19 protein-coding genes are annotated in these 21575 nt (G+C 67.1%); 9 read left to right on the top strand and 10 right to left on the bottom strand.

Annotated features, from left to right (window positions below; genetic code table 11):
- The first annotated feature begins 128 nt into the window (after window positions 1–128).
- From BLM15_RS12845 to BLM15_RS12835, 3 genes are read left to right on the top strand one after another with little or no spacing between them, the layout of a single operon-like run.
- Window positions 129–1160, top strand: coding sequence for an AAA family ATPase (locus tag BLM15_RS12845; protein WP_126113123.1), 1032 nt, complete (start codon window positions 129–131; stop codon window positions 1158–1160).
- Window positions 1157–2416 (top strand): vWA domain-containing protein, encoded by a 1260-nt coding sequence (locus tag BLM15_RS12840; protein WP_126113122.1) that lies wholly within the window; start codon window positions 1157–1159, stop codon window positions 2414–2416. The genes BLM15_RS12845 and BLM15_RS12840 overlap by 4 nt, the downstream gene beginning before the upstream one ends.
- Window positions 2413–2799: an LCCL domain-containing protein gene (locus BLM15_RS12835; protein ID WP_126113121.1), complete on the top strand. Its 387-nt coding sequence runs from the start codon at window positions 2413–2415 to the stop codon at window positions 2797–2799. Before BLM15_RS12840 ends, BLM15_RS12835 begins: the two co-directional genes overlap by 4 nt.
- 5 nt (window positions 2800–2804) lie before the next feature.
- On the opposite strand, the gene BLM15_RS12830 is transcribed toward BLM15_RS12835, so the two are convergent.
- The 5 genes from BLM15_RS12830 to BLM15_RS12810 all read right to left on the bottom strand — a co-directional run bounded on the left by BLM15_RS12830 (window position 2805) and on the right by BLM15_RS12810 (window position 8512).
- Window positions 2805–3821, bottom strand: a complete 1017-nt coding sequence (locus tag BLM15_RS12830; protein WP_126113120.1) for an ABC transporter ATP-binding protein — start codon at window positions 3819–3821, stop codon at window positions 2805–2807.
- Entirely contained in the window at window positions 3818–4801 is a 984-nt protein-coding gene (locus tag BLM15_RS12825; RefSeq protein WP_126113119.1) for an ABC transporter ATP-binding protein, read from the bottom strand. Before BLM15_RS12825 ends, BLM15_RS12830 begins: the two co-directional genes overlap by 4 nt.
- A gap of 2 nt (window positions 4802–4803) precedes the next feature.
- Entirely contained in the window at window positions 4804–5733 is a 930-nt protein-coding gene (locus tag BLM15_RS12820) for an ABC transporter permease (protein WP_126113118.1), read from the bottom strand.
- On the bottom strand, window positions 5730–6707 hold the full coding sequence (locus tag BLM15_RS12815; protein ID WP_126113117.1) for an ABC transporter permease: 978 nt from the start codon (window positions 6705–6707) through the stop codon (window positions 5730–5732). Before BLM15_RS12815 ends, BLM15_RS12820 begins: the two co-directional genes overlap by 4 nt.
- Window positions 6708–6910: 203 nt before the next feature.
- On the bottom strand, window positions 6911–8512 hold the full coding sequence (locus BLM15_RS12810) for an ABC transporter substrate-binding protein (RefSeq protein ID WP_126113116.1): 1602 nt from the start codon (window positions 8510–8512) through the stop codon (window positions 6911–6913).
- A gap of 204 nt (window positions 8513–8716) precedes the next feature.
- Here BLM15_RS12810 and BLM15_RS12805 point away from each other — a divergent pair, with 204 nt between their 5' ends.
- Entirely contained in the window at window positions 8717–9649 is a 933-nt protein-coding gene (locus BLM15_RS12805; RefSeq protein WP_126113115.1) for a LysR substrate-binding domain-containing protein, read from the top strand.
- Between the two features lie 3 nt (window positions 9650–9652).
- On the opposite strand, the gene BLM15_RS12800 is transcribed toward BLM15_RS12805, so the two are convergent.
- Window positions 9653–9889, bottom strand: a complete 237-nt coding sequence (locus BLM15_RS12800; RefSeq protein WP_061964496.1) for an Lrp/AsnC ligand binding domain-containing protein — start codon at window positions 9887–9889, stop codon at window positions 9653–9655.
- Window positions 9890–9939: 50 nt separating this feature from the next.
- Window positions 9940–10764 (bottom strand): alpha/beta hydrolase, encoded by an 825-nt coding sequence (locus BLM15_RS12795; RefSeq protein ID WP_126113114.1) that lies wholly within the window; start codon window positions 10762–10764, stop codon window positions 9940–9942.
- A gap of 147 nt (window positions 10765–10911) precedes the next feature.
- Between BLM15_RS12795 and BLM15_RS12790 the strand changes: the two genes are divergently transcribed.
- The 3 genes from BLM15_RS12790 to BLM15_RS12780 are packed head-to-tail and all read left to right on the top strand — an operon-like array spanning window position 10912 to window position 14267.
- Window positions 10912–11925 carry an asparaginase gene (locus BLM15_RS12790; protein WP_126113113.1) on the top strand — a complete coding sequence of 338 codons (1014 nt, stop codon included), beginning with the start codon at window positions 10912–10914 and terminating at the stop codon, window positions 11923–11925.
- Between the two features lie 51 nt (window positions 11926–11976).
- On the top strand, window positions 11977–13653 hold the full coding sequence (locus BLM15_RS12785; protein ID WP_126113112.1) for a SulP family inorganic anion transporter: 1677 nt from the start codon (window positions 11977–11979) through the stop codon (window positions 13651–13653).
- Entirely contained in the window at window positions 13650–14267 is a 618-nt protein-coding gene (locus BLM15_RS12780) for a ParB-like protein (protein WP_126113111.1), read from the top strand. The genes BLM15_RS12785 and BLM15_RS12780 overlap by 4 nt, the downstream gene beginning before the upstream one ends.
- Before the next feature lie 3 nt (window positions 14268–14270).
- Here the strand turns inward: BLM15_RS12780 and BLM15_RS12775 are convergent, their stop codons facing one another.
- Window positions 14271–15647, bottom strand: coding sequence for a TIGR03808 family TAT-translocated repetitive protein (locus BLM15_RS12775; protein ID WP_164547509.1), 1377 nt, complete (start codon window positions 15645–15647; stop codon window positions 14271–14273).
- A 60-nt stretch (window positions 15648–15707) separates the two neighbouring features.
- Window positions 15708–16682: a methylmalonyl Co-A mutase-associated GTPase MeaB gene (meaB, locus tag BLM15_RS12770; protein ID WP_126113109.1), complete on the bottom strand. Its 975-nt coding sequence runs from the start codon at window positions 16680–16682 to the stop codon at window positions 15708–15710.
- 126 nt (window positions 16683–16808) lie between these two features.
- On the opposite strand from meaB, the gene BLM15_RS12765 reads away from it, so the two are divergent.
- Window positions 16809–17915 (top strand): alpha/beta hydrolase, encoded by a 1107-nt coding sequence (locus BLM15_RS12765; protein ID WP_126113108.1) that lies wholly within the window; start codon window positions 16809–16811, stop codon window positions 17913–17915.
- An 80-nt stretch (window positions 17916–17995) separates the two neighbouring features.
- Complete coding sequence (locus BLM15_RS12760) at window positions 17996–18997, top strand: alpha/beta hydrolase (RefSeq protein ID WP_236846651.1); 1002 nt, start codon at window positions 17996–17998, stop codon at window positions 18995–18997.
- Between the two features lie 39 nt (window positions 18998–19036).
- Here the strand turns inward: BLM15_RS12760 and BLM15_RS12755 are convergent, their stop codons facing one another.
- The gene (locus BLM15_RS12755) at window positions 19037–21469 is read right to left on the bottom strand and encodes a penicillin acylase family protein (protein WP_126113107.1); all 2433 of its coding nucleotides are present in this window, start codon (window positions 21467–21469) and stop codon (window positions 19037–19039) included.
- Between the last annotated feature and the right edge of the window lie 106 nt (window positions 21470–21575).

Below are 21575 nucleotides of genomic sequence, written 5' to 3'. Positions count from 1 at the left end.
GAAACAGCCGTGAAACAAAACTAAACATTACAAAGAAATAATGATTTCAAAGGCCTCTGGCGTTGCAGACTGCCTCTTGCCGTACCTGCGCGGAGATGACCCCGGCGGGTCGTCCTTGGGAGGGGTTGATGGAAGCGACGCGATCCGCCTTCGAGGAAGTTGTCTCGTTGCGTCAGGCCAAGCAGCTGATCCAGTGCATGGCGCATGAGCAGAGCTTTCTGCTGCTCTCGCCGCCCGGACTCGGTAAGTCCGAGCTGGTCTATGAAGCCGCGCGCGAGGCGGGCCTGCCCTGCCGTTCCCTGCTCGGCACGCAGATCGCGCCCGAGGATGTCAGCGGCATCCCGCGCATCGTCGGCGAGCGCTCGGTCTTCTGCCCGCCGCGCGTGCTGCTGCCGGAAAAGCCCGAGCCGTTCTGTCTCTTCCTCGACGAGCTGCCGGCCTGCTCGCCCGATGTCCAGAAGGCGTTCTATTCCCTGCTGCTGGAGCGGCGGCTGGGCGAGCATGCCTTGCCGAAAGGTACTTGGGTCGTCGCTGCCGGCAACCGCCTGCAGGATCGCGCTCTGGTGCGGGCGATGAGCTCGGCGCTGGTCAATCGCGTCACCATCTTGCAATTGTGCGTCGACACCGCCGATTGGCTGGCCTGGGCCCAGCGCGCCGGCGTGCGGAGCGAGATCCGCAACTTCATCGCGACGATTCCCGACGCGTTGATGCGGCCGGTGCCGGCAGAGCCCGTGCCGTTCTCGACGCCACGGGCCTGGGCAATGCTGTCGCGGGCGCTCGACATGGCGCAGAAGGCCGGCTTTCTCAGCAACGAACTCCGGCGTGCGCTCGCCTTTGGCCGGCTCTCGCCGGAGGATGCGGTGGTGTTCTGCGCGCTCGCCGAGGATTCGATCGGGGCGGTGCGCCCGCTCGAAGACTATCTGCGCAAGCCGGAGCTGCTGCCGAAGGGCGATTCCGCCCGCTGGTTCATCCTCGACTGCATCCGCCAGTTCGTCAGGGATGGGCGCGCGGAAGGCATCAAGCCGGCGGTGATCAATCGCTTCCTGCGCAGCCTGTCGCATGAGCACCAGCTTCTCATCCTCAACGACATGGTCGAGGTCTGGGGCGCGCTCGGCGCGGACCGGGCGATGTACGACCTCCTGCGCAAGGTCGCGGCATGAGCGCGGCGCCCGACCTCCCGACAGCAGACCGCGCCACCCATGCGCGGATCATGCGGGGCTTGCGGCTGGTAACGGTGCCGTTCCCGCATCTGGCGGGGCTCGCGGCTGCCGTGCGCGTCGAGATCGACGAGCGCGTGCCGACCATGGGTGTCTTTGCTTCCGGCCGGTTGCTGGCCAACGCGGCCTTCACGGCCAGGCTCTCCAGCGACGATCTCGTCTTCGTGCTCGCCCATGAGCTACTGCACCTGGCGCTGCGGACCCATGACCGGGCCCGCGGCAGCGCCACGCTCGAGTTCAACTACGCCCACGACTACATCATCAACGACATGCTGCGGCATGCGCTCGGCACCACCAAAATCCCGGCCGGTGGGCTCGATATGCAAGGCGCACGTGAGCGCTCGGCAGAGGACATCGTACTGGAGATGCGCCGCACCGGCAATTACATGCCGTCGCGGACTCAAGTCTGGGAAGGCCATGTCGTGACCGTCGAGCAGGTGCTCGGCGCAGCCCGGCAGGCGCCTGCCGGCGCGATGGGCGATGCGCTTGACGCCCAGCGCGAACGTGAGCTTTTCCCTGAGGACAGCGCTGACCAGGCCGAGCGGGCTCGGGCGGTCCGCGACCTCGCTGGCCGCGGCATGGTGCTGGCGAAGGCCATGGGCGCCCTGCGCGGCAGGGGTGACAGCGCAGGCGGCCAGCAGCAGAGCGTGCGGGCGCAACGCGGCTTCTTCCACACGCCCTGGCATGTCGCGCTCCAGGCCTGGCTTGACGGCGCCGCGCCCGGCGAGCGCACCTACACCCGCGCCTCGCGACGCGGCAACGATCGCAGCGATCTCGTGATGCCCGGTCGCAAGCGCCATTCCTGGATGCTGAACGTCATCCTCGATACCAGCGCCTCGATGAGCGACGACATCCCGAAGGCGCTCGGCGCCATCGCCGATTTCTGCGACGCGGCGGGGGTCGACGAGATCCGCGTCGTCCAGTGCGACAGCGTCGTCACCTCGGACGAGGTGCTCTCGCCGGCCGCGCTCGCCGACTACCAGATCAGCGGCTATGGCGGCAGCGACCTGACGCCGGCGCTTGATGCCCTGGCGGACGACCCGCGCGTCAGCTCGGCGATCGTCATCACCGACGGCGACATCACCTATCCCAGCGAGGCAGTGCCCTATGCAGTGCTCTGGGCGCTGCCGAAAGCTTCAGCCTCGTTCCAGCCGTCCTATGGACGCGTGATTGTCATGCAAGCGGGAGGCGCATCGTGAAAGTCGTTCAGGATCTCGTCGCCTATTTCGACAAGCGCGGAAAACTCTCGCGCCGGCAGCTCAAGCAGCTGCTCGAGCAGAACTCGATCGCCTCGGATGCGCCGACCAACATGCACGGGCTCTGCGAGAAGGTCGGCGCCGTCTACTATTTCCGCATCACTGGCGTCCTGGAAGGCCAGCTCTGGGGCACCGACATCTACAGCGGCGACTCGACGCTTGGCGCAGCCGCCGTCCATATGGGTCTGCTGAAGCCCGGCAAGAGCGCCGTCTTCAGGGTGACGGTGGTGACGCCGCCGGAGGAGTTCCCCGGTACCGAACGCAATGGTGTCACCAGCACGCAGTACGGACGCTATCAGTACGCCTGGAAGCTGTCGGCGATCTGAGCAGCTCAGGCCGCCAGCGCACCGACGCCGCCATCGTGCAGATGGCAGGCGGCGACATGCCCGGTGGCGATCTCCTTCAGCATCGGCCGCTCGACCCTGCAGCGCGGTCCGGCCTGCGGGCAGCGCGGGTGGAAATGGCAGCCGGACGGCGGATGTAGCGGCGAGGGGATCTCGCCCTTCAGCGGAGCGAAGCGCTTCTTGCGCGCCGCGATCGACGGCACATTGGCGAGCAGCGCCTGCGCATAGGGGTGCTGCGGGCCCTTGAACAATTCGGCTGCCGGGGCCGCCTCGACGACGCGGCCGAGATACATGATCACGACCCGGTCGGAGAGGTGCCGGACCACCGAGAGATCATGGCTAATAAAGAGATAAGTCAGGTTAAGTTCGTCGCGCAGCTTCATGAAAAGATTCAGGACTTGGGCCTGAATCGATACATCAAGAGCGGCCACGCTCTCGTCGCAGACGAGGAATTGCGGCTTGACCGCCAGAGCCCGCGCGATGCCGATGCGGGCGCGCTGGCCGCCGGAGAACTGGTGCGGATAGCGGCGCCGATAGGTCGAATCGAGCCCGACCCGGTCGAGCATCTCGGCAACATAGGCGTCCTGCTGCACCTTCGGCACCAGCCCGTGCACGACCGGCGCCTCGCCGACAATGTCGGTGACGCGCAGGCGCGGATTGAGCGAGGACATCGGGTCCTGGAAGATCATCTGGATGGCGAGCGTCGCCGCTTTCCGCTCCTCCGACGACATCTCGTTGGTGTAGCGCCCGCGCCAGGAGACGCGGCCGGAACTGGCATGGTGGACGCCAGCGACGACACGCCCGAGCGTCGACTTGCCGCAACCGGATTCGCCGACGAGCCCGACGACCTCGCCCTGGCGGATCGAGAGGTCGACGCTGTCGACGGCGTGGACGGTCTGCTCGCTGTAGTTGGCGCCGAGTAGGTTGGCGAATTTCGAGGCAGCGTCGAGCGGCTTGGTGAAGCGCTTCGAAACACCTTCGAGGGTGAGGATCGGCGTAGTCATGCCGCGACTCCGGCGAGGTTCAGCGGGTGGTGGCAGCGCACGCCGCGTGCTCCCGGGAAGGGGGTGACGTCGGGGGCGAGGGAAAGGCAGTCGGCCTGCGCGTAATCGCAGCGCGCCGCGAAGGCGCAGCCCTGCGGCAGCCGCGCCAGCGAGGGCGTCGAGCCCCTGATCTGGCGCAAGGGGGCTCCGGGCTCACCTTCTGCCGGCAGCGAGCCGAGCAGCCCGCTGGTATAGGGATGAAGCGGAGTGTCGAGGACGGGGTCGACCGCGCCGGTCTCGACGATGCGGCCGGCATACATCACCGCGATCCGGTCGGCGAGGCCGGCGACGACGCCGAGATCATGCGTGATCCAGACCAGTGCCGTGCCGGTGTCGGCGCAGAGCCCCTGCATCTCGGCCAGGATCTGGCTCTGGATGGTGACGTCGAGCGCCGTGGTCGGCTCGTCGCAGATGATCAGAGGCGGGCGGTGCAGCAGGGCGATCGCGATCGCGACGCGCTGGCGCATGCCGCCGGAGAACTGATGCGGATAGGCGTTGAGGCGTTCCTCGGGCGAGGGGATGCCGACCTTGGCGAGCGCGTCGCGGGAGCGCTCCCGGGCCGCCTTGTGCGAAACCTTGTCATGGGCGGTGACGGCCTCGATCATCTGCGTGTCGACGCGCAAGACCGGGTTCAGCGTCATCATCGGGTCCTGGAAGATCATCGCGACCTCGCGACCGCGGACCTTGCGGAAGCCCTCCTCGTCGAGCCCGACCAGTTCCTTGCCGTTGAGCTTGATCGAGCCCTCGACGATCCTCCCCGGGGGATCGATCAGACCCATCACCGAGAAGCCGGTGACCGATTTGCCGGAACCAGACTCGCCGACGAGACCGAGCACCTCGCCGCGCTCGACATGGAATGAGACGCCGTCGACCGACTTCACCGTGCCGGCGCGGGTGAAGAAATGGGTCTTGAGACCGCTGACTTCGAGAACTGGCGCCATGCTCACTTCTCCAGGCGCGGGTTGAGCACGTCGCGCAGGCGGTCGCCGACCAGGTTGATCGAGACGATCGTCATCAGCAGTGCGAAGCCGGGGAAGACCGAAATCCAGTAGCTGCCCGAGAGCATGTACTGGAAGCCGTTGGCGATCAGCACGCCGAGCGAGGGCTCGGTCTGCGGCAGGCCGACGCCGAGGAAGGAGAGCGTCGCCTCCAGCGAGATCGCATGCGCGGTCTGCACGGTGACGATGACGATCACCGGCGCCAGGCAGTTCGGCAGGATGTGCCGGAAGACGGTGCGAGCATGGGAGAGGCCGAGCGATTGCGCCGCCTCGACATATTCCTTGCGACGCTCGACCAGCGCCGAGCCGCGCACGGTGCGAGCATAGTAAGCCCACTGCACCATCACCAGCGCGATGATGATCTTGTCGACGCCCTTGCCGAGGCCAGCCACCAGGATCAGCGCGACCAGCACGGATGGCAGCGAGAGCTGCAGGTCGACGAGGCGCATGATCGCGTTCTCGGTGCGTCCGCCGGCATAGGCGGCGATCAGGCCGACCGCCGCCCCGAGCGTCGCCGCCAGGATGCCCGAGAAGGCGCCGACCATCAGCGAGATGCGCAGGCCGTAGAGGATGCCCGAGAGCAGGTCGCGGCCGACACCGTCCGAGCCGAGCCACATGGTGAAGCCTTCGCCCGCGGCCGAGCCCGGCGGTTGGCGCGAATCCATCACGTCGACGCTGGCAAGATCATAGGGGTTCTGCGGCGCGATCAGCGGGGCGGCCAGAGCGAGCAGCACGATCAGGATGAAGAGGGCGAGGCCGAACAGCGCCAGCCGGTCTTCGATGAAAGAGCGGACGAAGCGGCGGAACGGCGTCTCCTCCTTGGCGGGAGCGGCCGGCGGGGCGGCAGTCGTGGAGGGCAGGGCGGCTTCGCTCATGATGTCGCCTCCGTCAGGCGTACGCGTGGGTCGAGCGCCGAATAGACCAGGTCGACCAGGAGGTTGATGGTGACGAACAGCACGACGACGACCATGACGTAGGCGACGATCACCGGCCGATCGAGCCGGGTGATCGCCTCGAGCAGCAGGCGGCCCATGCCGGGCCAGGCGAAGATCGTCTCGGTCACCACCGAGAAGGCGACGAGCGATCCGAATTCGAGCCCGAGCACGGTGACGATCGGGATCATGATGTTCTTCAGGATGTGGACGCCGATGATCCGGCTCTGCGACAGGCCCTTGGCCCGCGCGAACTTGACGTAGTCCATCAGCGCCGCCTCGCGCGCGCCGGCTCGCGCCAAGCGGATGACCAGCGAGATCTTGAGCAGCGCCAGGTTGAACGCCGGCAGGGCGACGTGCTGCCAGCCCTGCATGGTCAGGAGCGAGGTCTCGATGCCGAGCACCGAGACGGTCGGCCCGCGCCCGGTCGCCGGCAGCCAGCCGAGGCTGACCGCGAAAGTCAGGATCAGCATCAGGCCGACCCAGAAGGTCGGCAGCGAGAAGCCGAGGATCGAGACCGCCATGATGAAGCGCGACAGCCGGCTCTCCGGCTTCAGGCCGGCATAGAGGCCGAGCGGCAGGCCGATCAGGATCGCCAGCACCAGCGCGACGAAGGCGAGCTCCAGCGTCGCCGGCATGCGGTGCAGGATCAGCTTGATGGCGGATTCGCCATGGACGAAGGAACGGCCGAGATCGCCCTGGGCGGCGTTCTTCAGGAAGACCAGGAACTGCTCCCAGATCGGCCGGTCGAGGCCGAGCGCACGGGCCGTCTCGGCGATCTGCTGCTGGTCCATCTCGGGCGAGATCAGCATGTAGATGGGATCGCCGACGACGTTCACGCCGAAGAAGACGATCACGAGCATCGCCGCGATGACGAAGAGGGCTTGCGCCAGGCGGCGCAGGACGAATGCCAGCATGGTCCGGGGCCTTCCGGATCGTTCAATCCGCCTCCAGCTTAAAGCTGGAGCAAGTTAAAGATAGAGCCGTTCCGCGCGGCCGGTACCGGCCAGATGCCGGAAGGCGGCGAGCGTGGAACGGCTCCTGGGACGTTGCCCGCTAAGCGGGCCGGGCTCCAGCCCAACCCGCCAATGGCGGCGACGACGCGTTCAGCCGGGCCGGCTTATTCCTTCCGGATGCCGGTGGCGAGCGTGTACTCGTCGGTGCGGGCCTGCACCTTGACGCCCTTGCGCGAGGCCCAGGTGTTCAGCTGGTAGTGCGTCGGGATCAGGCCGACATCGTTCATGCTGATATCCATCGCCTCGGCCAGAGCGGCGTCGCGCTTGGCGTCGTCGACGGTGCTCAGCGCCTCGACGAGCTTGGCGTCGAAGGTCGGGTTGGAGTAGCGGCCGCGATTGGTCGCGCCCATGCCCTTGGCGGGGTCGAAGGTGGCGAGCAGGGCCTTCAGCGAGTCGGAAGATTCGCCGGTGCCGGCGCCCCAGCCGACCAGGATGAAGGAGAATTCAGGCACATTGCCCTGGCCGCCCTGCGAGGCGCGGGTGAAGAAGTTCGCCGACGGCAGCGTCTCGACCTCGGTCTCGATGCCGAGTCGCGAGAACATCTGCGCGACGGCCTCGATGATCTTGGTGTCGTTGAGGTAGCGGTTGGTCGGCCCGTGCAGCTTCATCTTGAAGCCGTTTGGATAGCCGGCCTCGGCGAGCAGCTTCTTGGCGCCGTTGAGGTCGAAGGCGACCGGCTTCAGCTTCTTGGAGGTGCCGAAGAAGCCGTCGGGCAGGAGCTGGCCAGCGGGGATCGCCTCCTTCTCCATGATGCGGTCGACGATGCCCGGGCGGTTGATCGCCATCGACAGCGCCTGGCGGACCTTGAGGTTGCGCAGCGGGTTCTTGATCTCGGAGCCGTCCTTGCCCTTGATGAAGGGCGAGACCTCGCGGAAGTGATCCATATGGAAATAGATCACCCGGTTCGAGACCGTGCTGGCGACGCTGAGCTTCGCGTCGCCCTTGAGGCGGGCGACGTCGGAGGTCGGCACGTTCTCGATCACGTCGAGATCGCCGGCGAGCAGGGCCGCGACGCGGGTCGGCGCCGAGGTGATCATCCGGAAGGTGACCTTCGACCAGGGCTCCTTGCCGCCCCAGTAATTCTCGTTCGGGGTCAGCACGACGCGGTCGCCGGAGACATATTCGGCCTGCTTGTAGGCGCCGGTGCCGCCGGTAGTGCACTTGCCGAGGTTGAAGTCCTCGGTGGTGGTGTCCTTGCACTTGGCCGGGATGATGCCGAAGGTCGAGAGGTCGGTCGGCACCAGAGGCGCCGGCGCCGCGGTCTTCACGCGCACGGTGAAATCGTCGACCTTGGTGAACTCCTTGCCGCGGACATAGGCGGAGAAGCTCGACGGGCTCTTCGGCACGTTCGGCGCGCGCTGCATGGTGGCGATCACGTCGTCGGCGGTGAACGGCGTGCCGTCATGGAACTTGACGCCCTGGCGCAGCTTGAACTCCCAGGTCGTGTCGTCGATCGCCTTCCAGCTTTCGGCAAGCAGCGGCTTCAGCGCCTGCTTCTCGTCCTGCCCGACCAGCGGCTCATAGATGTGCCGCGCCAGCATGTTGTTGGGCGAAACGTTGTGATAGTGCGGGTCCATCGCGCTGAGCTCGGCCGACAAGCCGATCTTGAGCTCCTGGGCGGATGCGAGCCCAGCGATGGTCATGACAGGAGCCGCCAGAATGGCGAGCTTGAGAGCTTTCAGCCCGTTGGCGCTGAACGTTTTCATTCCGAACCTTCCGATGGCCTTGATGCGCCATCTTTCACAACTGAGCCGCGCATGGCGAGTCGCCGGATTGGCCGGTCTGCCCCTGTTCTCGCCCGGGCCGGCTTGTAGAACGATTTCGTATACCTGTAAATTATACGGCGCGCGCTATGATATAATCTCAACGCATAGGCGGATGCGAGGCGCGGATAGGGGCAGAACGCGACCATGGTGAATACGGCGAGCGCCGATCGACGAACCCCGAGCCTGCGCGAGCTCGAGGTGCTGCAAGCTATGATCACGACCCGCAAGACGGTGGCAGCAGCGCAGATGCTCGGCATTTCGCAGCCCGCCGTGTCGCGGGCGCTAGCCGCGCTGGAGGCCCATGTCGGCCTGCCTCTGTTTTCGCGCGAAAGCGGCCGACTTGTGCCCACTGCAGACGCCTTTGCGCTGGACGCCGAGGCACAGCCGATCTTCGCAGCGCTCGACCGGCTGAATCGTTGGCCCGGACAGGCCGTTCAGGCGAGCGTGCTGCGCATCGCAACGCCGCCGACCCTGGCCCAGTTCGTCCTGCCGCCGGTTCTGGCCGAGTTCCGTCGGCTGGAGCCCGATGTCGTCGCCAATGTCGAGATCGACACGAGCTCCACCGTCATCACGCAGGTCGCCGACCGCGCGGTCGATCTCGGGCTGGTCGACATGTCGGCATCGCATATCGGAATCCATGGCGAGGTCATTCGCGAAGCCGTGGCGCATGTCCTGATGCCGGAAGATCATCCGCTTGCCGACCGCGAGGTGTTGGGCCCACAGGATCTTGCCGACGAGCCGATCATCGCCCTCGCGCGGCGCTTTCCCGAGCGCATCAAGGTGGAGCAGGCTTTCGCCGACGCCGGAGTGGCCCTGCGCCTGGTCGGGGAGGGCACGGCGGCCGTTTTCGTCGCCGAGATGGTCAGGCAGCGCGTCGGTCTGGCTTTGCTGAATCCATTTCCCCTGACGCTAGGCGGCATGCAGGGGCTGGTGGCCCGTCGCTTCGCGCCGGCCATCGCCTATCGAACGATGCTGCTGTTTCCGTCCGCCGGCTCGGTCGCTCCGGCGGCGCGCCGTTTTGCCGATCTGCTGATCGCGATGCAGCCGGAGGACGGGCTGACCACGCCGATCAGATAGCGCTCAGAACGCCTTGAAGGTGATGATCGTGTGGGTGTCGGCGATCTCGGGAATCGACTGGACCTTCTGGGCGACGAAATGGCCGATATCGACATCGGCCGCGACATGAAACTTGGCCAGGATGTCGTAATTGCCGGCGGTCGAATAGATTTCCGAGGCGATCTCGCGGTCGGCGAGTTCGCTGGCGACCTCATAGGTCTTGCCGAGCCTGCATTTGATCTCGACGAAGAAGGTCTGCATCGCGCGCTCCGGATTCCTCAAGCCCTTCGATAGCCGCTGGCGCGGGAAGATCAAGCGCCGGCAAGCGCGGCGATGCGGCGCGTCATGCCGCTTTCGGGATCGGGAAGCGTGTCGAGCACGGTGAAGTGGTTGGCGCCATCGATCTCCTGATAGCGCGTCCGCACGCCTTCGAGGCCCCAGACGTCGGTGAGCCTACGGCTCTGCTTCAGGTACTCGGTGCTCTCGGCTCCGCCGACGACCGCGTCCATCACCAGCCCTGACGGTGCCGGCCAGAACAAGGGGCTCTCGCGTTCCGCCCCCTCGTGCGAAAGGCCTAGCGCCTTGTTGATGCTGGTCTCGGTCAGCGGCTTCAGATTGTAGAGGCCGGAGATGCCGTAGGCGGCCGGCACGATCTGGTCGGGAAGCTCCGGATCGACATTCTTCCAGCCCGTCGCCAGCAGGCAGGCGGAGAGCTGGCCGCCGGCCGAATGTCCGGCTGCGACCACCGGCAGATTGTAACGCAGCCAGATGGTCGCGGCAGCCTGCTGCAGCTCCCAGACGATGTGGCCGACCTCGACCTGTGGGCAGAGATCATAGCCGGCGACGGCGACGGGAACACCGCGTTGATTGAGCCCTCGCGCCATGTGCGAGAAGAAGCTCGGGTCGAGCGCCTGCCAGTAGCCGCCATGGATGAAGAGCACGATCGCCTTGCTCTTCACATCCTCGGGCTTGAACAGGTCGTAGGTTTGGCGCGGGCCCTCGCCATAGCGCACGCCAAGCTCGCTGACGGCGACCTCACGATAGGCGGCCGCATCGCGGGCCCAGCCGGCGATGATGCCCGGATGCTCCGGCACACGGGCGCGATTGTTATATTCGGTCTCGTAGTCGACGGACATCGGATCCTGGTTTTGCTGCGCCTCGGCTGTAGCCGCCGGCTCGGTTCGGGGGCAGTTTGCTCCATGCGCACCCGGCCGGTCGAGGTCTTTTGACAGGCGCTGCGACAAACGCGACAAGACGCAGCCTCGATCGCGCCGGAGCCGCCCATGGACAACCCTGTTCTCGCCGAAGTCACCCGTGGCAGCACCGTCGAATCGCGCCATCGCGGCTCGGTGATCGTCGTCGATGCCGACGGGGCCGTGGTGCTCTCGCTTGGCGATGTCGAGCGGCCGGTCTTCCCGCGCTCGGCAGTGAAGGCGCTGCAGGCCCTGCCGCTGCTCGAAAGCGGCGCCGCCGATAGCTACGGCCTGACGCACGCCGAAATCGCGCTCGCGGTCTCTTCGCATTCCGGCGAAGAGCTCCATGCCGAGACCTCGCTCGGTATGCTCAGGAAGGCCGGCCGCGATGCTGCCTGCCTCGAATGCGGTGCGCACTGGCCGATGGGCGAGGCGGCTGCGCGGGCGCTCGCCAAGGCCGGTCGCGAGCCGACAGCCCTCAACAACAACTGCTCCGGCAAGCATGCCGGCTTCGTCTGCCTGTCCTGTGGCATCGACGAGGACCCGGCCGGCTATGTGAAGGAGGGTCACAAGGTGCAGCAGGCGGTGCGCGCCGCGCTGGAGGAGGTGACCGGTGCTGCGCACAAGGCCGAGCTCTCAGGAACCGATGGCTGCTCGATCCCGACTTATGCAGTGCCGCTGAAGGCGCTGGCGCTCGGCTTCGCCCGCTTCGGCACCGGCAATGGCCTCGGGCCTAAGCGCGCCGAGGCGGCGCGGCGCATCCGCGAGGCAGTCGCGGCCAACCCCTTCATGGTCGCCGGCACCGGCCGCTTCGATACCCGCTTCATGGAGGTCTTCGGCGCCCGCGCCTTCATCAAGACCGGCGCCGAGGGCGTCTATTGCGGCACCTTGCCGGAACTCGGCTATGGCATCGCGCTGAAATGCGACGATGGTGCCGGCCGCGCCACCGAGATCGCCATGGCGGCGCTGATCGAGCGCTTCCTGCCGCGACAGGGTGGCGATGAAGAGGCTTTCGCGCCCTTCCGCGAGACGGTCATGAAGAACTGGAACGGCATTGAGGTAGGCCGCATCCGGGCTACCGAGGCATTGCGATCGCGCGCTTGACGGCGAACGAAAGGCGGGGCGAGGTTGGCTGCCTGCCCTCGGTCCCGCGCAATGCCGCCTGTTTCCGCCCCAGCTGAGAATTCCGCTGCGACAGGCCGCGCCGGCGCCTTAGGCCGCGACCTGCTCGCCGGGCTGACGCTCGCGGCGATCACAATCCCCGAGCAGATGGCGACGGCCCGGCTCGGTGGCTTCGAACCGCAGATCGGCTTCTACGCCTTCGTCGCAGCGACGCTCGGCTTCGTCCTTTTCGGCGCGAGCCGCCTGCTGACGGCCGGCGCCGATTCGACGATCACCCCGATCTTCGTCAGCGGCCTTGCTGCACTGGCTGTAGGTGGCGCGATCCCGGCGGGCTCGGCGACTTTGCTCGCGCTCCTCGTCGGGCTTGTACTGGTCCTAGCCGGCCTGCTCCGGCTCGGCTGGATCGCCGATCTCCTGTCCGTGCCGGTGCTGACCGGCTTTCTCGCCGGCATCGCCGTCCACATCGCCGTTTCACAGCTTCCCGGCCTGCTCGGCATTCCCGGCGGCGGCCATCACATTGCCGGCCAGCTCGCCGCGCTTTGGCATGGGCTTGGCGGCATCAACGTCATCTCGCTGGCGATCGGCGTCGCGACGCTCGCGACCGTGAACCTGTGCGAACGCTTCGTCCCGCGCCTGCCGGGCGCACTGCTGGCGCTCGTTGCCGCGACGACGGCGGTTGTGCTCTTCAAACTGGAGGCGCATGGCGTCGCGGTGCTCGGCGCCTTGCCCTCAGGCTGGCTGAGTCTCGTGCCGCCGGTGCTCGACTGGAGGGACATTCGCAGCCTCGTGCCGCTCGCGCTGGTCATCGCGCTGGTGGTGATGATGCAGACGGCGACGGTGAGCCGCTCCTTCCGCGATCCGGACGGCGGCGAGCCCAAGGTCGACCGCGATTTCATCGGCCTCGGAGCGGCGAACCTCCTCGCCGGGCTGGCCAGCACCTTTCCTGTCAACGCGAGCCCGCCGCGAACGGCTGTCGTCGCCGAGAGCGGTGGCCGGTCGCAGCTCGCTGCAGCGACGGCGGCATTGATCGTGCTCGCGCTCGCGGTAGCCGGCGGCTCGCTACTGGCGCAGGTGCCCGTGGCGGCGCTGGCTGGCGTGCTGTTCTTCGTGGCGCAGCGTATCATCCGGGTCGAGGTCATCCGCCGGCTCGCCGGCCAGTCGCGAACCGAATTTGCGCTCGTTCTGCTCACGGCCATCGCGATCGTCTGGCTGCCGGTCGAGACGGGCGTCGCCGTCGGGATCGGCCTGTCGCTGCTGCACGGCGTCTGGATGACGACGCGCAGCGAGCCGATCGAGCAGTTGCGCATTCCCGGCACGACGATCTGGTGGCCGCCCGAGCCCGGCCATCGCGGCGAGCAGGTCGAGGGCGTGCTGGTGATTGCCTTTCCGGCGCCGCTGCTCTTCGCCAACGCCGAGATATTCCGACTTGGTGTACTGGCGCTGCTGGCGGAGCGGAAGCCGGCTCTGCTCGTCCTCGACGCCGGCGGCATCCCTGCCATCGACTACACCGCGGCGCAGGCCCTGCTCGCTGTCGCGGCGGCCTGCCGGGAGCGGGGCGGTGCTTTCGCCATCGCCCGGGCTGAATCCGTCCGCGCGCTGCAGGCGCTGGAGGATTTCGGCGTGATCGCCGAGATCGGGGCCGAGCATGTTTTCCATAGCGTCGAGGAGGCGGTGAGGGCGCTCGTGCCAGCCGCGAAGGGGGCTTCATGAGCTACTCGGTCGAGCCAAGGCTGCATCCTATCGCCATCGCCGATCTCAGGCCGACGCAGATCACCGTCGGCATGCGCGAAGTCGAGATGAAGCAGGTCCATTGGCGGGCGGAGCGCGAGGAGAAGGGCGCGGATTTCCTCGGCCGCCATGCCGTCCCGGTCGTCATCGGCCCGAAGCGGCGTCTCTATCTGATCGACCACCACCACCTCGCGCTCGCATTGCATCTGGAGGGTGAAGAGCAGGTGCTGACGACCGAAGTCGCCGACCTGTCGCGGCTCGGCAAGGACGAGTTCTGGAGTTTCCTCGATAGTCGCAGCTGGATGCATCCCCTCGATGCAGAGGGGCATCGGCGCGGCCATGACCAAATCCCACGCAAGGTCTCCGGCCTTGTCGACGATCCCTATCGCTCGCTGGCGGGAGCGCTGCGGCTTGCCGGTGGCTACGCCAAGACGGAGGCGCCGTTCAGCGAGTTCCTCTGGGCGGACTTCTTGCGCCGACGCATCAAGCGGGCGGTTCTCGAACGATCCTTCGCCAAGGCGCTCGAAAGGGCACTGGACCTGGCCCGGTCGCGCGAGGCCGCGCATTTGCCGGGCTGGTGCGGTCCCTCGGACTGAGCTTCAGCCGACGGAATTGCCTTCGACGCGGATGCCGGCGGCACGCTTGTCTTCGCCCTTGGTCAGGTCGCCGGTGACGACCTTGCCGAATTCGGTGCCGACCACCGCGCCGAGCCTGGCCTCGCTGATCACGTTGTTGGCGATTAGCGCATTACGCTCCTTCGGGACGAGCGAGACGGAGATGCCGATCCCGGTGCGCCGGACCACGTTGCCGGTCGCGACGAGATTGCGCATCGCCCAGGACCAGCCGAGGGAGATACCGACCTCGCTGGCGTTCTCGATGACGTTGCCGGTGACCGCCGCTTCCGCCTCGACATGCACGCCGAGCCCGCCGACGAGCTCCTTGCCCTTCGGCGCGAATCCCCTCTGCGCATTGCGGATGATGTTGTTGGCGAAGACCGAGAGCCGCCCGCCATGGTCGAGATTGGTGATGTTGGCGCCCTGCGCGCAATCCTCGACCAGGTTGTTGGCGATGATCGCACCCTCGAAGGCGAATTCCGAATAGAGCCCGGTCTCGCCGCAGCGGCGGCCCTGATTGCCGAGGATTTGCACGCCGGAGCCGGAATTGTTGCGGATGAAGGTCAGGGCGCAGTCGCGCAAGGTGTTGCCCTCGATCACGACGCCGCCGGCGCGAAACAGGCTGATGCCGTTGCCGTTCGGCCCGTCGCCACCGGCATCGCTGCGGATGCGGTTGAGGCGATTGCCGCGGATCAGGCTCTGCTCGTCTCCCGCCTGGCTGCGCCAGAGCTGGATGCCGTTGTTGCCGCAATCCTCGACTGTGTTGGCCTCGATCGAAAGCCCGCGCGAATCCAGCGAGAACAGCGCCGCATCCCGCATCGAGCGGAAGCGGTTGCGCTCAATGCGCCCCGCGGTCCGATTGAGCGTCAACCCGACCGAGCCGGCATTGGCGAATTCGCAATCTGACAGAGCGAGGTCGAGCACTTCCTCGACATTGAGCAGGCCGGTGCGCTGGCCGAGCTTCATATCGAGGCCATCGAGTCCCATCCCGGAAATGGCGACGCGCTTGATGCGCCGCGCCGCCAGCAGCGGCCCGGCCTGCGCGGCGATGAATTGTGTCGCACCGGGCACGCCGATCAGGCGGGCATTCTCGGGCAGGACGACATTGGCGATGCGGTAGCGGCCGGGCGCGACGACGAGCGGCGTATCGCGCTTGACCGCCTCGATCAGCGCGTTCTGCAGAATACGCGACTGGTCATCGGTGGAACCGGGGCGCAAGCCGAACTGCGCCGCCTCGATCCCGAGCGTGCCGAGTGGTGCGGATACGGTCGCGCGCGGCGTCTGTGCCAGCGCGGGACTGGCCGAAGCCGTAACCGTGCCGAAAAGGGCCGTCCGCAGCCAGTCGCGGCGCGAAAGCGTCATCGGAGCCTCCATCTCGCAGCATGACTTCAAGAGGCGTGCCGTCGATGGCGCACCGTCAGCTTAGAGGCCGAGTGCCTTGGCGATCTCATCTGCAGCCGCGGTAGGCGCCATCTCGCCTGCAGCGACAGCGGCTTCGAGCTTGGGCGTGCGCGCTTTGAGTGCCGGGTCGTGCCGGAGCTTAGCCTGAAGCCGGTCCTGCACCATCGCCCAGATCCATTTGACGTCCTGCCGCCGGCGCTTCTCGGCGATCAGGCCCTTCGCCTCGAAGCGGGCGCGGTGGTCCTCGATCTTGGCCCAGAGCGCGTCGAGGCCGGCACCGGTCAGGCCGGAGATGGTGACGACCGGCGTCGACCACAGGGGCGAGGTCGGCGCGAGGATGTGCAGCGCTGCCTTGTACTGCGCGGCGGCTGCACGCGCGGCGGTCGCACCGTCGCCATCGGCCTTGTTGACCGCGAGCATGTCGGCGAGCTCGATGATGCCCTTCTTGATGCCCTGTAACTCGTCACCGGCATTGGGCAGCATCAACACCAGGAAGAAGTCAGTGAGGTCGGCGACCGCCGTCTCCGACTGGCCGACGCCGACCGTCTCGACCAGGATGACGTCGAAGCCGGCGGCTTCGCAGAGCAGCATGGTCTCGCGCGTCTTGGCTGCGACGCCGCCCAGCGTGCCGGAGGAGGGCGAGGGCCGGATATAGGCGTTCGGATCGATCGCGAGCTGCGCCATCCGTGTCTTGTCGCCGAGAATCGAGCCGCCGCTGCGCGTCGAGGACGGATCGACCGCGAGCACCGCGACCTTGTGGCCCTGGCTCGTCAGATGGCTGCCGAGCGCGTCGATCGTCGTCGATTTGCCGACGCCGGGCACGCCAGTGATGCCGACCCGGATCGCCTTGCCGGTATGAGGAAGGAGGCGGGACAGGAGCGTCTGCGCCTGTTCGCGGTGATCGGCGCGGCGACTTTCCGCGAGCGTGATCGCCCGTGCCAGCGCCGCGCGCTCGCCCTTGAGAATCGCATCGCCGAGCGCTGTGAGGTCGACCATACCCGCTGGTAGCAAGAGAGTGCTTGCAGCGGAAGCGAGCCTTTTGGAGGCGGCCGTGTCATCCCCGCCCTTGCCAAGCGGTGGGGACGGTGAGACGAGTTTCTCGGGTTGCGGAGAGCGTGTCGCGTGTCCGGGTTGCGGTCTTTCGTTCTCATCTCGCTGCTGTCGCTGGTGCTCGCCGCCTGTGGCGGCCCCCCGCGTGTGCTGGTCGTCTCGGTGGCCAAACCAGATGACACCTCCGGCACGGTCAGCATCTTCGTCGCGACCTCACGCGCCTCGACCAAGCAGCCGGAATATTTCAGCGGCGAGCGCAGCCCGGCAGTTGCCTTTGCGCGGCTCGACATCAACGTGCCGCGCAATCACCAGGTCGGCCAGCTCGAACTCCCGGGCAGCGTCACGAGCGCGGGCGATCCCGCCAGCCATTTCACTGTCGGCGGCGTCAAACTCCTCTCCGAGGCGGAGATGCTGAAACAAGTTAAGGCGGCGGTGGCCCAGCGTTCGCCGGCCGAGCGCGAGGTGCTCGTCTTCGTCCACGGCTTCAACACGAATTTCGCCGACGCCGCCTTCCGCTTCGCCCAGATCGTCACCGATTCCGGCTTCAAGGGTGTGCCGGTGCTGTTCACCTGGCCGTCGCGTGCGCAACTCCTGGCCTATCCCTATGATCGTGACAGCGCTGATTTCTCCCGAGACGCCCTGGAAACGGGCCTGCGCGTCATCGCGCGCGATCTCGGCGCCAATCGTTTCGATATCCTGGCGCATTCGATGGGAACGCTGCTGACGGTCGAGACCTTGCGGCAGGCGGCGATCCGTGGCGACGGCAGCTTCGGCGGCAAGCTGCGCAACGTCATGCTGGCGGCGCCCGATATCGATCTCGACGTCTTCAAGACCCAGCTTGCCGCGATCAAGCGGCCGGTGACCGTTTTCGTCTCCTCAGACGACAGGGCGCTCGATTTCTCGCGCCAATTCGCCGGCGATAAGACCAGGCTCGGGGCTATCTCGGACAAGGATGTCGACGTTATCGCCGATCTCAACCGGGCCGGCGCAAGGATTATCGACCTGTCGAAGGATCGTAGCGGCGATGACTACAACCACGGCAAGTTCGCGACGACTCCGCGCGTCGTCCAGATGATCGGAAAGCGGCTCGGCACCGACGGGCTGGATGGTGGAACGGGCGGCGGCATGCTCGGACTGGACTCCAAGGCCTCGCCCTCTTTCGTGGAGCGCGATCGGTAATCGCCCCATTCTGGCCGCGTTGGTCTGGCCTTAAGGGTTTGCGGCCAGAAGGTCCGCACTCCCATTCTTGGACCTAGCCAGTGACCTCGCCTTTGCGACATGCCGTTTCACGCCGCTCCCTCGTCGCCTTCCTCGGGCTGGGGCTGGCTGGTTGCGCCCAGAGCGAGGCGTCGATCTCGCCCTTCGTCGGGCCGGCGGATTCATCCAGCTTCGGCAAGGAGCCGCAGCTGCTCGTCGCGACGACGCGCAAGCCGATGGGCGATCGTGCGCCCTATTTCGGCTCCGAGCGCGGCAGCGGCCTGACCTTTGCCGAGGTCAGGCTGTCGGCGCCGGGACGCGGCGTCGCGGCGCAGGTGAGCTCCGTGGTCAGTGGCGACTGGGCCGTGCTCGGCGTGACCCGCCGCAGCGCGAGCGACACCGCCCGCGCCTTCTCCGAAGCTGCGACCGGTCGCGACGTGCTGCTCTATGTCCACGGCTTCAACGAGACCTTTGAATCGGCCGCGCGCAGTGCCGGCCAGCTCTCGCATGCGCTCGCCTTCGAGGGGCGCACTGCGCTGTTCACCTGGCCCTCGGGCGGCGGGCTGCTCGCCTATGCCTATGACCGGGAAAGCGCGCTTTGGTCGCGCGACGGCTTCGTCCAGACGCTGAAGGCGCTGGTCGCGAACCCCACGATTGGTCGGATCAACATCGTCGCGCATTCGATGGGCAGCTTCCTGACGCTGGAAGGCTTGCGCGAGCTTCGCGATTTCGAAGGATTGTCGGATCGGATCGGCGCCGTCGTGCTGGCCTCGCCCGACGTCGACATCGACGCCTTCGAGCAGACAGTGCCGCGGCTCGGCTCGGTAGCCCAGCGCATGACGGTGATCATCGATCCCGGCGACAAGGCGCTGGCAGTCTCCTCCCGCCTTGCCGGTGGCGTCGCCCGCGCCGGCGCCGCCGACCGCGAACGGCTGGAGCAGCTCGGTGTGCGCGTTGCGGATACCGCCGGCCGTGGCTGGAGCCTGCTGCGCCACGACCTCTTCCTGACGAACAGCGAAGTGACGCAGGTCGTGCGGCGCGCGATCGACCGGGCGCGCTCCTGAGAACGGAGGCCAGAGCCTCCGTTCCAGGTCCTTATCGCTTCAGCCAGCCGGCTTGAGCGCGATGACGGAACGCGCCGCCTTCTCGATCGCCTCCCGCGAATAGAGCAGCGGCGCATAGTCGCCGGCGGCCCAGAGCGGCGCGAGATCGCGATAATGCGGGCTGTAGGCGTCGCCGGACTGCCCGGGCGTATTGATGAAGCGGCTTTCGTCCCAGTTGCCGACATCCAGCACCATGCGGAACGAGGCACCCGCCGTGACCTTGAAATCGGAGATCCGGTAGGAGGCCGCGCGCGGGCTGAAGGCCGAGCCGCCCATGGCGAGCCGGCCGACATTGAGCTGCGCGCGGTCTGGGCCGCCGGCGAGCGGCGAGAGCGCATGGTCGAACTGCGCGTGGTGGATCTTGCCCCAGTTCCAGCTTGCGACATCCGGGCCGAGCGTCTGCCGCAGCTCCTCCATCGCCGCTTTCAGCGTCTCGAGCAGCAGCGCATCGCGCGCGGCCTTCGGGTCGGCGCCGAGCGCGTTGTCGGGCGCCTGCAGATAGGCGACGACGGCAGCCACATCGAGCGGGCCGATCACGCTACGCGCCTTTTCCGGCACGGCCTTGGCCGTCAGCGCGCGGCCGAGATGCTTGCTCATCCAGACCTCGGAGAGAGCGGCGGCGGCGCTATCCACCGCAGTCTCGTGGTTCCAGCCCTTGATCAGCTTCAGGCCTTCGGCCGTGACCGGATCGTCAGAGGACAGCGGCGCGAGCAGGGCGGAGAGCTTGCGGGCATTGTCGGAGCTGTCGTCGTTCTGCAGGGTCATCGCGTCCGCCAGCGTCACCTTGGTCTTGGTGCCGAGCACGGCCTTGATCCGGTTGATCCGCGAGGGATCCGACCATTCGAAGCCGATGCGCTTGGCGAGCAGCGGGTGATCCTTCGGGATGTTCATCTCGTTGGCGGTGGCGAAGAAGCCCTCGGTCGGATTGTAGACCTCCGGTAACTCGCCCGCCTTCATGAAACCGGTCCATTCATAGCGGCCATCGCCGGGCACCGGCATCAGGCCGTCATGGTTCGGCCGCTGCGGCGCGCGCCCGCCGACGATCCAGCCGATATTGCCCTTGTTGTCGGCATAGACTTGGTTCTCGGACGGCGCGCCCCATTCGGCCATCGCCTTCTTGAAGCCGGCCCAGTCCTTCGCCGTCATGTATTCGGCCGAGTTGAAATAGGCCGAGGTTCCCGGCTCGAACCAGACCGTGCGGATCGCGAAGGCGCGCTTCTCGTCGGGCTCGGCCTTCATGATCGGGCCGTGGCGGGTGAATTTCAGGTCGATCTGGCGCGGCGCCTCGCCCTTGACCTCGATCGTCTCGTTGACGGTCCGCATCTCCTCCCAGCCGCCGCCGTAGCGATACTGGTTCGGATTGGCCGGGTTGGTCTCGTAGACGTAGAGGTCTTCCTGATCGATCGCGAAGATCGTCAGACCGAAGGCGATCTCGCCATTATGGCCGATCGAGATGCCGGGCAAGGCAGGCTCGCCGCCGCCGATCACCGAGAGGCCGGGCGCATTGAGGTGCACGACATAGCGCAGCGACGGCACGCCATGGGCGCGGTGCGGGTCGTTGGCCAGGATCGGCCGGCCGGTCGCCGTGCGGCTCGCCGCGATCGTCCAGTTGTTCGAGCCGATGGTCGAGATGCTGTCGCCGGCCGCGGCGAAGATGGCGTCACGGTCGAGCGCGGCGCGCTTCTCGCCGGGAGCGGCGAAGGTCACCTCGCGCGTCGCGAGATTATAGTCGTCGAGGATGTCGGGCTTGATCGTGCAGGGATCGAGCCCCTCCGGCACCTTGGTTTTCACGCTCGGCTCCAGTACGCGCCGGAAGCGATCCGCTTCTACCCCGGCGGCGCAGGCGACACGGGCGCGCACCACCTCGGACATCACGTTGCGGGTCAGGCCATGGCTGCGGATGCGCACCACATCCTCGGCGCTCCAGCGATCCGGGAGGGTGCCTGAGACGCGGAAGTCGAGCGGCAGCGGCTGCTTGCCGGAGCGCACCTCGTCGACGCGCGCGTTGATGCCGGCGACGAAAGCGTCGGTATAGGCCTTGGCGTCGGGGCCATAGGCGGCCCATTCCTTGTCCATCTCGCCGCGATAAAGGAAGAGCCGGGCGGCGCGATCCTGCGCGACATAGGACGGGCCGAAATCCTTGGCCAGCAACCCGAGCCCGCGCTTGCGCCAGAGATCGATCTGCCAGAGCCGGTCTCGTGCCGCATTGTAGCCTTGCAGGAACAGCGCATCGCGGGTGGAGGCTGCGTAGATGTGCGCCACGCCCCATTGATCGAGGATGAGCTCCGCCGGCCCCTGCAGGCCGGCGACGGCCTGCTCCGAGCGCTTGACTGCGCTCGAAAGCTCAGCCCGTGCAGGCAGGGATGTGGCGACCAAGACGGTGGCGATGGCAAACAGCGACGCTGCGCCGCCGGCGCGAAGTGCTCTGCTCATGGTGTTCCTCCGTGCGGCCCGTCTTTGGCGACAGGCCTTGCCGGTGGAGCTTAGGGGGAGCCCGGGCGGCGGCAACCGTACATGGTCACATGGCAGCCTTGCCGTG

The organism is Bosea sp. Tri-49, assembly GCF_003952665.1.
Classification (GTDB): Bacteria; Pseudomonadota; Alphaproteobacteria; order Rhizobiales; family Beijerinckiaceae; genus Allobosea.
Note: the sequence above shows the minus strand (reverse complement) of the source record. Positions and strands in the feature narration are given on the sequence as shown.